The sequence below is a fragment of the Streptomyces sp. MBT53 genome (assembly GCF_016654115.1).
Classification (GTDB): domain Bacteria; phylum Actinomycetota; class Actinomycetes; order Streptomycetales; family Streptomycetaceae; genus Streptomyces.
On sequence record NZ_JAEQAZ010000229.1, the window covers coordinates 1 to 12051 of the forward strand.

At 69.7% G+C, this 12051-nt stretch carries 11 protein-coding genes; 4 read left to right on the forward strand and 7 right to left on the reverse strand.

Translation table 11 applies throughout. The annotated features are described in order from the left end of the window. Positions 1–260: 260 nt before the first annotated feature. Together JHN45_RS44840 and JHN45_RS44845 are read right to left on the reverse strand one after the other, a co-directional pair. Positions 261–470: a DUF397 domain-containing protein gene (locus JHN45_RS44840; protein ID WP_201055148.1), complete on the reverse strand. Its 210-nt coding sequence runs from the start codon at positions 468–470 to the stop codon at positions 261–263. Between the two features lie 4 nt (positions 471–474). Further along, entirely contained in the window at positions 475–1350 is an 876-nt protein-coding gene (locus JHN45_RS44845; protein ID WP_201055149.1) for a helix-turn-helix transcriptional regulator, read from the reverse strand. A gap of 202 nt (positions 1351–1552) precedes the next feature. On the opposite strand from JHN45_RS44845, the gene JHN45_RS44850 reads away from it, so the two are divergent. Continuing rightward, positions 1553–1948 (forward strand): ATP-binding protein, encoded by a 396-nt coding sequence (locus tag JHN45_RS44850; protein WP_236584788.1) that lies wholly within the window; start codon positions 1553–1555, stop codon positions 1946–1948. 154 nt (positions 1949–2102) lie between these two features. Then, positions 2103–3311 (forward strand): glycosyltransferase, encoded by a 1209-nt coding sequence (locus JHN45_RS44855; protein WP_201055159.1) that lies wholly within the window; start codon positions 2103–2105, stop codon positions 3309–3311. 107 nt (positions 3312–3418) lie between these two features. Here the strand turns inward: JHN45_RS44855 and JHN45_RS44860 are convergent, their stop codons facing one another. Then, positions 3419–4456, reverse strand: coding sequence for a hypothetical protein (locus tag JHN45_RS44860; RefSeq protein WP_201055151.1), 1038 nt, complete (start codon positions 4454–4456; stop codon positions 3419–3421). Between the two features lie 232 nt (positions 4457–4688). Continuing rightward, positions 4689–7298, reverse strand: a complete 2610-nt coding sequence (pepN, locus tag JHN45_RS44865) for an aminopeptidase N (protein ID WP_201055153.1) — start codon at positions 7296–7298, stop codon at positions 4689–4691. A 149-nt stretch (positions 7299–7447) separates the two neighbouring features. Here pepN and JHN45_RS44870 point away from each other — a divergent pair, with 149 nt between their 5' ends. Continuing rightward, the gene (locus JHN45_RS44870; protein ID WP_200715928.1) at positions 7448–8098 is read left to right on the forward strand and encodes a DsbA family protein; all 651 of its coding nucleotides are present in this window, start codon (positions 7448–7450) and stop codon (positions 8096–8098) included. 36 nt (positions 8099–8134) lie between these two features. Here JHN45_RS44870 and JHN45_RS44875 read toward each other — a convergent pair whose 3' ends face one another. The 3 genes from JHN45_RS44875 to JHN45_RS44885 form a co-directional block, all read right to left on the reverse strand. Beyond that, positions 8135–8368, reverse strand: coding sequence for a hypothetical protein (locus JHN45_RS44875; protein ID WP_200715927.1), 234 nt, complete (start codon positions 8366–8368; stop codon positions 8135–8137). 72 nt (positions 8369–8440) lie between these two features. Next, positions 8441–9862 (reverse strand): FGGY-family carbohydrate kinase, encoded by a 1422-nt coding sequence (locus JHN45_RS44880; RefSeq protein WP_201055155.1) that lies wholly within the window; start codon positions 9860–9862, stop codon positions 8441–8443. Positions 9863–10090: 228 nt separating this feature from the next. Next, on the reverse strand, positions 10091–11134 hold the full coding sequence (locus JHN45_RS44885; protein WP_201055157.1) for a 2-hydroxyacid dehydrogenase: 1044 nt from the start codon (positions 11132–11134) through the stop codon (positions 10091–10093). 71 nt (positions 11135–11205) lie between these two features. Here JHN45_RS44885 and JHN45_RS44890 point away from each other — a divergent pair. Continuing rightward, the coding region (locus JHN45_RS44890; protein ID WP_268982468.1) for an FGGY family carbohydrate kinase at positions 11206–12051 on the forward strand (846 nt) is incomplete at its 3' end.

Sequence of the window (12051 nt, forward strand, 5' to 3'; positions counted from 1 at the left end):
CTTCGATGCAGTTCTGGCCCGCGTCGCTGTGGGACGACTTGAACCAAGCATGTTCGGGGGCGAGTTCGAAGGTGGTCGGGTGTGTCGACATGGCCTACGGCTCTCCTTTTGGCGGGTTCGAAGTCGAGCGCCGCGTGGGACGTTCAGCAGCCCGGGAGGGTGGGGCGCGAAAGTGTGACGCTTTGGCGCTGGAGTGTCACGCTTTCGTGGAGGGGGTCCATGGGGGAGGCGACTCCGTACCTGGCCGACCAAGACCTTCGTCAGTCGCGTGAGTCCATCTCGCGGAGATGGGCGAGGAAGGGTGCCCACGCGGTCGCGGGGAGGAGCAGGGCGGGACCGGTGGGGTTCTTGGAGTCGCGGACGGCGATGCCGGTGGGGCGGACGCGGGCCGCTTCGATGCAGTTCTGGCCCGTGCCGTCGCTGTAGGACGACTTGAACCAGGCGTGCTCGGGGGCGATTTCGGGGTTCATGGGACTACAGCTCACTTTCTAGCCGGTGCAGGAAGTCCGGTGTGTCTTCGGGAGGCAGTGCCGATGCTGTCATGGCGTCGAACCGGCGGATGAAACGGTCGACTTCACGGCGCTTGTCCGAGGTGTGGGTCGCGCCCCAGGCGCTGTCGATCTGGACTCTCGGCGGGAGGTCGTCCCCGAGGTCGAGGATCGCGAAGTCGTTCGTCGAGCGGTAACCGGCTCTGAACGGCAGGATCTGGATGGCGATGTGGTCCCAGGAGGACATCGCCACGAGTTTCTCGAACTGGTCGCGTTGCACATCGGTACCTCCCACCGGGTAGCGCAGGGCGGCCTCACCGAGGATGACGCGAAGCTTGACGGGGTCTTCCCTGGTGAGCACCTCTTGGCGCCTCATCCGCAATTCCACGCTACTGCGCACGAATTCGGAGGTGTTCTCCTCGACCGGCTTGTGTGCTTCGAGGAGCGCGCGTGCGTAGGCCTCTGTCTGCAACAGGCCGTACACCAGGGTCGGGTGGTACGCCCGCATGCTGCGTGCCTCCGGCTCAAGCCCCACGAATGTCGGCATTCCCGTAGGCATGGGGAACTGGGTGAGCCAATCCCGTTGCCCGGACTCCCGGTTGAGGTTGGTCAGCGACTCGATGACGTCCTCGTCGGTGACGCCGTACTTGTCCAGCAGCTTCCTCAGATCGCCGACGTTCCGGAAGTTCAGGGCGCCAGTCTCAATCCGCAGCAGTGTCGCTTCGGAGATGCGCAGTCCCTGTACCGCCTGTTTCCGAGTGAAGCCGCCCCCGCGGTCGCCCAGACCACAGCCTTCACGTAACTGGCGTAGCTGAAGGCCAAGTTCGAGTCGCTGGCCGGTCCGCCCGCGCTTTGCCGCCATGTGCACCATCTCCGTGCCGTTGTACGCGCCGCCTGTTCACGCGTGCCGAGTGTGGCATGACGTATGCGAGCCGTGCAGGTGCTTGCGCAGATCCGGGCATAGTCCAATTCCGACTTCCCTGAAATTTCTGTGGAGTTTCGATTGCAGCTCGATGTGCAGTCTCGCCACGGTGGTCGGGTACCCCACACCCGAAAGGACCCCCATGCCCACCCCCGACTGGTCCATGAGCTACCCCATGACCCCGCGCAGCGTCCGTCTCGCCCGCCTCCACATCCGCCGTCGCCTCACCCTCTGGAACTGGCCCGGTGACATCGACGACGCCGTCCTCGTCACCTCCGAGCTCGTCGCCAACGCGGTACGCCACGGGCGGCTCCCCGGGCACGAGGTCTGGCTGCGGGTCGCCGTAGACGAAGAAGAGAAATCCGCGCTGACGATCGACGTGTCGGACCCGGTGTCGGAGTTTCCCGTGGTCAGCCAGAGCCCCAGTGGGGAGTCCGGGCGCGGGCTTCTGGTCGTTCGCGGGGTGTCCGAGTCACTCGACTGGTTTCCGCGGAGCGACGTCGGCAAGACCGTCCGAGCCCGCCTCGCCACCAATTGACCCCGGGATAACCAACCGGACTCAGACACGAGACGCCGAGTTCATTCATGCGAAATCTCCGTGCCGCCTCATAACGGCTAACCCGCTGTTCACGGGGATGGCTCGATTCATACGCAAGGCGGGTGGTCGTGTGCGCGCTAGACACGAACTGCACGTGCTGTCGGTCTACGAGGGTTTCTTCTCCGGAGGAGCCCGAATCGTCCACAGCGACGTCGTTCTGGGACTGGTGGAGGGCGGCCAGCATCATTCGGTGCTGAGCATCCACGGCGAAGTCCATCGGGAAGCGACCCGGCAGGCCATGGAGAACGACGCCTGCTATCAACAGCTGACCGCGGCCGGGGTCGGCGTCTCCACCCTCGGGCGTAGTTTCGGCGGTGGTGAGGGGCAGGTCAGTACCGGCTTCACCGGCCCCGAGCTGGCCGACGCGGCCCGTGCCCTGGCCGATGCCGACGTCGTCCTGTCGCTCAAGGAGCAGCCGCTCACCCTGCTCAACCAGGGAGGCCTGCCGCGCCGCCCGGTCGTCGTGTGCCTGCACCGTTCGGACCCCGAACACCAGGGCGCCGCCCTCGACGAACTGAAGGCCGCCATCGCCGACGGCAAGGTCGTCGCCTGCGTCTGCTGCGCGGAGTCCACCCGCGACGCCTACCAGGCCGCCGGTATCCCGCCCGAGGTCCTCCACGTCATCCCCAACGGGGTCGACCTGCTGCGCTTCCGGCCCGACCCCGCCCGGCGGCTCGCCTTCCGCGCCTCCCTCGGGATCCCGGACACCGCCCCGGTCGTGGTGTTCGCCGCCCGCTACGCCACCATGAAGAACGTCCCGCTCTTCCTCCGCGCCGCCCACGAGTGGCTACGACGCGAACCCGCCGGCCACGTCGTCATGTGCGGCACGGGCATGACCGCCGACAACCAGCCCGCCCTCGCCGCCGACATCGACGCCGCCTTCGGGGAGGACAGGGAGCAACTCGGCGATCGGCTTCATCTGCTCGGTGTGCGGCGGGACATGGAGACCGTCTACGCCGGGTCGGACGTCGTCGCGTTGACCTCGTCCTTCGGCGAGGCCGCACCGCTCTGCCTCATCGAGGGCATGATGTGCGGGGCCGTACCCGTCGCCACCGACATCGGTGACAGCGCCTCCATCGTCGCCGGGCACGGCATCATCACACCCCCCGACCCGGACGCCATCGCGTCGGCCTGGACCGAGGCGGTCGTGGGCCGCGCGGAGTTCGCCAAGGCCCACGCCCGCAGCCGCGAACGCTTCAGTCGTACGCGCATGATCGCCTCCTACGCCGCCCTCATCGACGGCCTGCACGCGGGACACACGAGCACCACCGCGGCCCCGCCACCCCTCCCCGAACCCCTGTAAGCACAGAACCCCTGTAAGCACAGAACCCCTATGAGCACATACGAGGAGGGACCACCGACCCCCCGGTGGCCCCTCCTCTCCCCTCCTGATGCCGCCCCGGTCCGTCACTACCGGGGCAGCACCACGACATACGCGGCGGGATCCCGGTCCGCCGCCGCCATCAGTGCCGTACGGACCACCGCCGCCTGCTGCTCAAGACCGTCACGCAGCTTCCTGGGGGTGATGTGGACGACCGTGATGCCGAGCCGTTCCAGGTGCTCGCGCTTGCGGGCGTACTCCGACCACAGCGCGTCCTCGTCCTGGCGCGGGGCGCGGGTGTCCAGTTCCACGGCGACCGCCTGCTCGGGCCAGTACGCGTCCAGGCCGCCCAGGTGCGGGCCGCCGGGCAGTCGCAGGTCCACGTTCCACACCGGGTCGGGAAGGCCGTACTCGCTCACCATCCGGTAGAGGCGGTCCTCGGCGATCGCGCGGCCCTCGGCCAGCAGCGAGTCCACCGCGTCCACCACGTGCGGGCGGCTCAGCAGCTTCGCGTCGTTCAACTCCCGCACCACCGCGGCCGGTTCGCAGTGCCCGCCGCGTACCGCCTCGGTGAGCAGCCGGCGTACCGCGTTCGCGTCCGACAGTCCGGCCACCGCGTCCGCGACGGCCCGCGGCACCGGGGCGACCGGGACGCCCTTCACCTGCCGCGCGGCGGGCAGCGCCGCCGTACGGACGATGCGGGCGCAGCCCGTGGAGCGCAGCCGGCGCATCCGGGGGACCAGGACGTCGATGTGGTCGAGGGAAGCGAGCTGCCCGGCCGAGGTGAAGCCGTACAGGGCCAGCGCGGCCAGGCCGGTGACCATCGTCTCCGCGTACGTCGGCCGGTGCGGCTCCTCCGCGCCGGGCTGGACCGGGACACCTGCCGTCCGCTCCCGCGCCGCGTACGTCAGCACCGCGTGCAGCCGCTCCTCGCCGGTGGGCGGACCGGAGTGCAGCAGGACGACGCCGGGGAGGAACTGCTGCCAGGGGCCGCCGGGCCGGCACTGCTCGTTCACCTCGGCGGCCGGGACGCCGTGCGCCCGGAGCTGAGCCGTCGTCAGAACCCGGCGGTGCACCTCGGAGAGGTGGCTGAGGGGGCGGGGGGAGAGGGGGGTGTTGTGGTTCATGCAACGGGGTTTCCCGCGCCGGATCCGCTCCCTAACCGCTGTTACACGCCAGTCGACAAATCCGGACGATGCGGTACTAAAGGACAGGCGTTCGGATGCCGAGTAGGCACCGAAAACCCCTGGTCCGGATGGGGCGGACCAGGGGTTACGGTTGCGATTACCTGTATTCGGTAACGGTCACGCAGAGGCCAATCGCAGGCCAACGATCACCGTCCGGAACGCGGGCCAAGGGTCAGCCCTGATCGCCCCGGCCTCCGTTGTCCGCCTCCTGCGCCCGCAGCGCCCGCGCCAGATCGTCCCGCGACTCCAGCACGAGCCGGCGCAGCGCGGGCGCCGCCCCCTCGTGCGCGGCCAGCCACGCGTCCGTCGCGGCCAGCGTCGCCCGCCCGTCCTCGGCGGTCGGGAACGCCGGGAACAGGCCCCGCACCACATCCATGCCGATCTGGATCGACCGCTCCGCCCACACCCGCTCGATCGCCGCGAAGTACTTCTCCGTGTACGGCGCCAGCAACTCCCGCTGCGACGGCTGCGCGAAGCCCGCGATCGTCGCCTCCACGAACGCGTTGGACAACGTGTCCGACTCCACGACCTGCGCCCACGCCTGCGCCTTGACCGCCGCCGAGGGACGGGCGGCGAGACAACGGACCTGGTGCCGCTTGCCCGACGCGGTGTCGTCCCGGGCCAGTTCGGCCGCCACCACGGACTCGTCGGCGACGCCGTGCGCGGTCAGCGGCTCCAGGAACGCCCAGCGCAGCTCCTGGTCCACGACCAGGCCCTCGATCTTCTCCGTACCGTCCAACAGGCCCCGCAACAGCGCCAGTTCCTCCGGCGCCGACGCCACCGACGCGTAGAAACGCGCCCAGGCCAGCTGCGGCTCACTGCCGGGCTCGGCGTCCCGCAGATCCCGCTCCGCGATGTGCGTCAGCAGCTTCGCGCCGGTCTCCCGCCACCACGGCGGCGAGTAGTTGACCAGCGCCGAGTTCGCCCACGCGTGCAGCACCTGAAGCACACCGATGTCGGTCTCCCGACGCCCGAACTGCATCACCAGGTCGATGAAGTCCGGCGCGAGCAGCAGCGCGTCCCGCGTCATGTTCCACAGCGCCGACCAGCACAGCGCCCGCGCCATCGGGTCGGTGAGCGAGCCGAGCCGGTCCCGCAGGGTCGCCAACGACACCGCGTCGAAACGGGTCTTGGCGTAGGTGAGATCCTCGTCGTTGACGAGCACCAGCTCCGGCGCGTCCGCACCGGCCAGTTCGACCACGACCGTCCGCGGGCCGTCGACGTCCACCTCGGCGCGCTCGTAGCGGACGAGGCGCTTGTTCTCCGTCCGGTAGAGGCCGACGACCACCCGGTGCGGCCGGAGTTCGGGGTGCGACTCGGCCGCCTCCTGAAGCACCGTCAGCTCCGCGATCCGGCCGCCCTCCACGTCCAACACCACTTGCGGAGTGAGGGAGTTGACCCCTGCCGTCTGCAGCCACGACCGCGACCAGGACGCCATGTCCCGGCCGCTCGTCTCCTCAAGGACCGACAACAGGTCACCGAGACGCGTGTTGCCGTACGCGTTCCGCTTGAAGTAGCGGCGCGCGCCCTCCAGGAACGCGTCCTGACCGACGTACGCCACCAACTGCTTCAGTACGGAAGCCCCCTTGGCGTACGTGATGCCGTCGAAGTTGAGCTTCGCGTCCTGCAGGTCGCGGATGTCGGCGGTGATGGGGTGCGTGGAGGGGAGCTGGTCGGCGCGGTACGCCCACGCCTTGCGACGGTTGGCGAAACTGATCCACGCGTCGGAGAAGCGGGTCGCGCCGACGCTCGCGAACACCCCCATGAAGTCCGCGAAGGACTCCTTCAGCCACAGGTCGTCCCACCACTCCATGGTGACCAGGTCGCCGAACCACATGTGCGCCATCTCGTGCAGGATCGTGTTCGCCCGCCCCGCGTACGACGCCTGCGTCACCTTCCCCCGGAAGATGTACTCCTCGCGGAACGTGACAAGCCCCGGGTTCTCCATCGCGCCGAGGTTGTACTCCGGCACGAACGCCTGGTCGTACTTGCCGAACGGGTACGGGTAGTCGAAGTGGTCGTGGAAGAAGTCCAGCCCCTGCTTCGTCACCAGGAACACGTCGTCCGAGTCGAAGTACGGCGCCAGACCCTTGCGGCACATCGCGCCGAGCGGGATCTCCAGCGTCGTACCGTCGTCGAAGGTGCGCGAGTAGGAGTCCGTGACGTAGTGGTACGGGCCCGCGAGGAACGCCGTGATGTACGTCGAGATCGGCTTCGTCTCCGCGAACTGCCATACGCCGTCGGTCAGTTCACCGGCGCCGTTGCTCCACACCGTCCAGCCCTCCGGCGCCCGCACCTCGAAGCGGAACGGCGCCTTGAGGTCCGGCTGCTCGAAGTTGGCGAAGACGCGGCGCGAGTCGGCCGGCTCGTACTGGGTGTAGAGGTAGATCTCGCCGTCCTCGGGGTCGACGAAGCGGTGCATGCCCTCCCCGGTACGGGAGTACGCGCACTGCGCGTCGACGATCAGCTCGTTCTCCGCGGCCAGATCCTCCAGCTGGATGCGCGAGCCGTCGAAGACCGCGCCCGGGTCGAGATCCCTGCCGTTGAGCGACACGGCCGTCACGCCCGGCGCGATCAGGTCCGCGAAGCTCGCCGCGCCCGGCTCGGCACAGCGGAAGCGGATCGTGGTCACGGAGCGGAACGTCCGAGGGCCTTCGCCCGAGTCGTCCCCCACGGAATCCCCCACGGCGGAGCGCAGGTCGAGGGACACGTCGTACCCGTCGACGGACAGCAGTGCGGCCCGCTCCCGGGCCTCGTCGCGGGACAGATTCTCACCGGGCACGGGGGCACTCCCTCGGATGGTCATCGCTGGTGGACATCACAGTGTGGTCAGGGCCGATCCTGCCATGTGCCCCTGACCGCGGGCACCCGGGAATGAGGTGGCGAGGGGCGGTGTTGCGCTGAGGAAACGGCCGTATTCCGAGGAGCGTCATGTCTGAGACCGCCAAGACCCCCGTGGACTTCTGGTTCGACCCGCTGTGCCCCTGGGCCTGGATGACGTCCCGGTGGGTGCTCGAAGTCGAGAAGGTCCGCGACATCGAGGTCCGCTGGCACATCATGAGCCTCGCGGTCCTGAACGAGCCCAAGCTCGACGAGCTGCCCGAGGAGTACCGCGAGCTGCTCGCCACCAAGGCCTGGAAGCCGATCCGCGTGGTCACCGCCGTCTGGCAGAAGCACGGCGCGGACGCCCTCGGCCCCTTCTACACCGCGCTCGGCACCCGCATCCACAACAACGGCGAGGGCCCGACCGTCGAGGCCATCGCCGGCGCGCTCGCGGACGTCGGCCTGCCCGCCGACCTGATCGACTACGCCGACCAGGAGGACTTCGAGTTCGACGCCGAGCTGCGCGCCTCCCACAAGGAGGGCATCGACAAGGTCGGCCAGGACGTCGGCACCCCCGTCATCGCCGTCCCCGGCCCCGACGGCGAGCAGATCGCCTTCTTCGGCCCGGTCGTCACCCCCGCCCCCAAGGGCGAGGAGGCCGCACGGCTGTGGGACGGGACCGTCGCGGTGGCCTCCGTCCCCGGCTTCTACGAGATCAAGCGCTCGCGCACCAAGGGGCCGGACTTCAGCAACCTGTAAGCACAGCTCTTCGGCACCTTGTAGGCACAGCGGCGCTCACTCCGGGGCGGCGGCCTTCTCCTCGCGGAACTTCTCGGGGAGATCGCCGCCGCCTCGCGCGTTGTACGCCGGCTGGTACCGCACACAGCCCTTGACCGCGCAGCGCCACAGATCCCCCACGTAGTGCCGGGGCCCCTTCACCTCACGGACGGCCGCCTTCTCGGCGTCGGTCATCTTCTGGAAGTCGTGCCACCCGAGACAGTTCGGGCACCACCGTCGAAGCACCGTCATGAACTCCTCCTCGCCACACGGAGTGGGACAGGCCGGTAGTACACCGCGAATCGCAGGCACCCGCCCCCGAAATCACCGGCTCCGCCCGCGCGCCGACTTCAGCCGCGCGAGATGGTCCTCGTATCCCTTCGTGTAGTACGCCGACCGCCTCGGGTCCGGTTCGATCACCTCGGTCGGCCGCGTCCAGGCCGCCGTGTCCAGCGGGACCCCGTAGCGTTCGGCCGCCGCGAGCACCGCGCCCCGCGCACCCACCTCGCCCTCGACCACCCGCAACGGCCGACCCAGGACATCGGCCAGGAGCCGCATCCAGGCGGGGCTGCGGGTACCGCCCCCGCACACCGCGAGGGAACCCGTCAGACCCGCCGCCTCCAGACAGTGCCGGGCCGCGTAACCGATGCCCTCGCAGGTCGCCCGGATCAGATCGGCGGGCGTCGACTCCAGGGAGACACCGGTCAGTTCGGCCCGGAGGCGGGGCTCGACGAAGGGGGCGCGCTCGCCGGACGGCGCGAAGTACGGCAACACCCGCACGCCGTTCGCTCCGGGCGGGGTCGCGGTGAGGAGTGCGTCCACCTCCTCGTGCCGGACGCCCGTCGTCGACAGCACCCAGTCCAGGGCGGCTGTCCCGACCATCGCCGGCATCGCGCGCAGCCAGTGCCCCGGGCGGTCGAGCGAGATGTACAGGCCGGCCGGTTCGCCGGAGAGGTCGAGGTCGGTGGTCGCGACGAGACTGGCGAGGCAGGTGCCGACGATGAGGAGTCCGTCCCCGGGTTCCGTCACGCCCGCGCCGAGCGCGCAGGCGGGGAGGTCGTAGGGGCCGTTCGCGATGCGGGTGCCCGCGGGGAGTCCCTCGCCGCGGGTGGTGGCTGTCGCGATCGGGTCGCTGACCGGGGCGAGGAGGCGTCGGCGGCGGGTCAGGCCGAGGAGTTCTACGACACCGTTGTCGTACGTTCGTGTCCTGGGGTCGAGGAACGGCATCGATGCGTCTGAGACGTCGGTGGCGGGCGGTGCGCCCGTGAGTCGTTGGAAGACCATGTCCTTGCAGAACAGGGCGTGTGCTGCTGTATCCAGTGGCTTCGGCTCGTGCGCCTCGAACCACGCCAGCACCGGGCCGGGGCACCCCGGGAACATCGCGCTGCCGGTACGCCGGAACACCGTCTCGAAGGTGCCGTCCGCCAGCCACCGGTCGAGCAGTTCGTGCGCCCGGCCGTCCATCCAGGACACGGCGGGGCGGATGGGGCGGCCTGTCGTGTCGACCAGCCAGACGCCGTCGCCTTGGCCGGTCAGGCCGGCCAGTTCGACGGGGGCGTCCTCGGTTGACGTTAGTTCGTCGAGTACGGCAACTACCGCGCCATACACCTCGTCCATGTCCTGCTCGACGAACCCACCGTGCATCGACAGCTCCACCGGGCGGGAGGCTACGGCGAGTTGGTGGCCGGTGCTGTCGAAGGCGGCGGCCTTCACGGTGGAGGTGCCGACATCGATTCCGACATACATAGGTGACCCCCTGCTGAGTGGTGATGCTCAAGTCGGGCTGAGTTGAGAAGGCGCCGTCGCGCGCACACCTCTTTTGGTTCGGTCGCCTTCGGGGCGCTGGGAGCCGGTGTCGAGAGGCCCACCGTGCTCGGCGCTGCGCGCCTCCGCGCGCTGGTCCTCTCGACACCGGCGCGCCCCTACGGCTCCCTCTCGGCCGGTGGCGTGGGGACAGAACAAGTGGGTGGGCCCTCAACGGAGTTGGTGGGAGAGAGGCTCGCCTCGTGCCCAGCGGCCCACTTCCTCCGCTGCTATTCGCGCCGCCTTTTCGGCCACGGCGCGGGAGGCGCCGCCCAGGTGAGGGGTGAGGACCAGCCTGTCGGTGAGGCCGAACAGGCGCGATGCGGTGGGCAATGGCTCCTGGACGTAGGTGTCGAGAGCCGCTGCCGACACCTGGCCGCTCTCCAGGGCGTCGCACAGCGCCTCCTCGTCCAGGAGGGGGCCGCGCGCGACGTTGACCACCACCGCGCCGGGGCGCAGCAGTGCCAGCTCGCGGGCGCCGATCAGGCCGCGGGTCTCGGGGGTCAGGCGGGCGTGCAGGGTGATGACCTGGGAGCGGCGCAGGAGTTCGTCCAGCGTCGGGACGCGCAGTCCGTGGATCTCACCGTGCACATAAGGGTCGTACACCATCACGCGGGCGCCGAAGGCGCAGAGGACGCGGGCCACACGGCTGCCGACCGCGCCGTAGCCGACGAGTCCGACCGGCAGATCCTCCAGCTCCAGGCCACTGTGCTCGTAGGTGTAGTAGGCGGCCCCGGCCTCCCAACTCCCTTGTCCGGCAAGGAGTTCGTGTGCCTGTGGGATGCGGCGGAGCGCGGCCAGCAGCGTCCCCACGGTGAACTCGGCGGTGGCGGCGGCGTTGCGGCCGGGGGCGAAGCACACCCGTACGTCGTGGGTCTTGGCCGCGTCGAGGTTGACGTTGACGGGTCCGCCCCGGCACACCACGATCAGCCGGAGATCGGGGCAGGCCGCGAGGACGCGTTCGGTGACCGGCCCCATTTGAGTGACCAGCACCTGGGCGCCGCTGTTGCTGCGCAGGGCGCCGATCATCTCGTCCTCGGCGTCGCTCGCCTCCTCGACCTCGGCTACCCGGCCGAAGGGTTCCAAGGGCCAGCCGAGTGTCAACTCGCTTACGTTGAAAGGGTGTTCGCGCAGTTCCTCGGCGATCGCGGAAGTGATCAGCGACGGCAGGACGAAATGGTCACCGGCGGCGACGACACGCAGGGTCTCGGTCATCGTGGGGCTCCCTCCCTCTTTGCCACGATGAACGGGGAATGCCGAATGCGTAACCCCTGTGGGAGGTCCGGATGATGTTCGAGGGTGACGGCGGGGCGTGGCTGGGCATCGACCTGGGTACGCAGAGCGTCCGCGCGCTGCTGGTCACCGGTGGCGGGCGGGTCCTCGGCGCCGGCACCGCCCCGTTGACCGGGCGTCGGGACGGGGTGCGGCACGAGCAGGATCCGGGGGAGTGGTGGGAGGCGGTGTGTGTCGCGTCCAGGGCTGCCTTGGCGGGACAGCCGCGACTACGACGGCTCGGTGGGGTCGCGGTGTGCGGCACCTCGGGGACCGTTCTGCTGACGGACGGCGAGGGGCGTGCGCTGACGCCGGGGGTGATGTACGACGACGGTCGCGCGGTGGCGGAGGCGGCGCGGGTGGGCATGCAGCCGAGTTGGGCGCTGCCGAAGGTGTTGTGGTTGGTGGAGGCGTACGGGAGGGGGCGGGTGACCCATCAACCCGACGTCATCACCGCCCGGTTGACGGGTGGAAGGGGGACGGTGGTTCCGACCGACTCCAGTCACGCTCTCAAGACGGGTTACGACGTGGAGGCGGAGGCCTGGCCGTCCCGACTGGCGTACTTGGGTGATGTGTTGCCGGAGGTGGTCCGGCCCGGTACTCGGTTGGGGGAGGTGTGCCGGGGCGCCGCCGAAGCGACGGGCATTCCCGTCGGTACGCCGGTCATCGCCGGGATGACGGACGGCTGTGCGGCCCAGATCGCCTCGGGGGCGTTGTACGAAGGGTCCTGGAACTCGGTGCTCGGCACCACGCTGGTCCTCAAGGGGGCGTCCGCGAGGCCCGTCCGGGACAGTGCCGGGGTGGTCTACAACCACCGGGCGCCGGACGGGAGTTGGCTGCCGGGTGGGGCGTCGAGTGTT

What these genes read in the sequence shown, in the direction of transcription:
- JHN45_RS44845 (WP_201055149.1), bottom strand. Translation starts at nt 1,350, where the DNA reads ATGGCGGCAAAGCGCGGGCGGACCGGCCAGCGACTCGAACTTGGCCTT.
- JHN45_RS44860 (WP_201055151.1), bottom strand. Translation starts at nt 4,456, where the DNA reads ATGAACCACAACACCCCCCTCTCCCCCCGCCCCCTCAGCCACCTCTCC.
- JHN45_RS44850 (WP_236584788.1), top strand. Translation starts at nt 1,553, where the DNA reads ATGCCCACCCCCGACTGGTCCATGAGCTACCCCATGACCCCGCGCAGC.
- JHN45_RS44870 (WP_200715928.1), top strand. Translation starts at nt 7,448, where the DNA reads ATGTCTGAGACCGCCAAGACCCCCGTGGACTTCTGGTTCGACCCGCTG.
- JHN45_RS44885 (WP_201055157.1), bottom strand. Translation starts at nt 11,134, where the DNA reads ATGACCGAGACCCTGCGTGTCGTCGCCGCCGGTGACCATTTCGTCCTG.
- JHN45_RS44840 (WP_201055148.1), bottom strand. Translation starts at nt 470, where the DNA reads ATGAACCCCGAAATCGCCCCCGAGCACGCCTGGTTCAAGTCGTCCTAC.
- JHN45_RS44880 (WP_201055155.1), bottom strand. Translation starts at nt 9,862, where the DNA reads ATGTATGTCGGAATCGATGTCGGCACCTCCACCGTGAAGGCCGCCGCC.
- JHN45_RS44875 (WP_200715927.1), bottom strand. Translation starts at nt 8,368, where the DNA reads ATGACGGTGCTTCGACGGTGGTGCCCGAACTGTCTCGGGTGGCACGAC.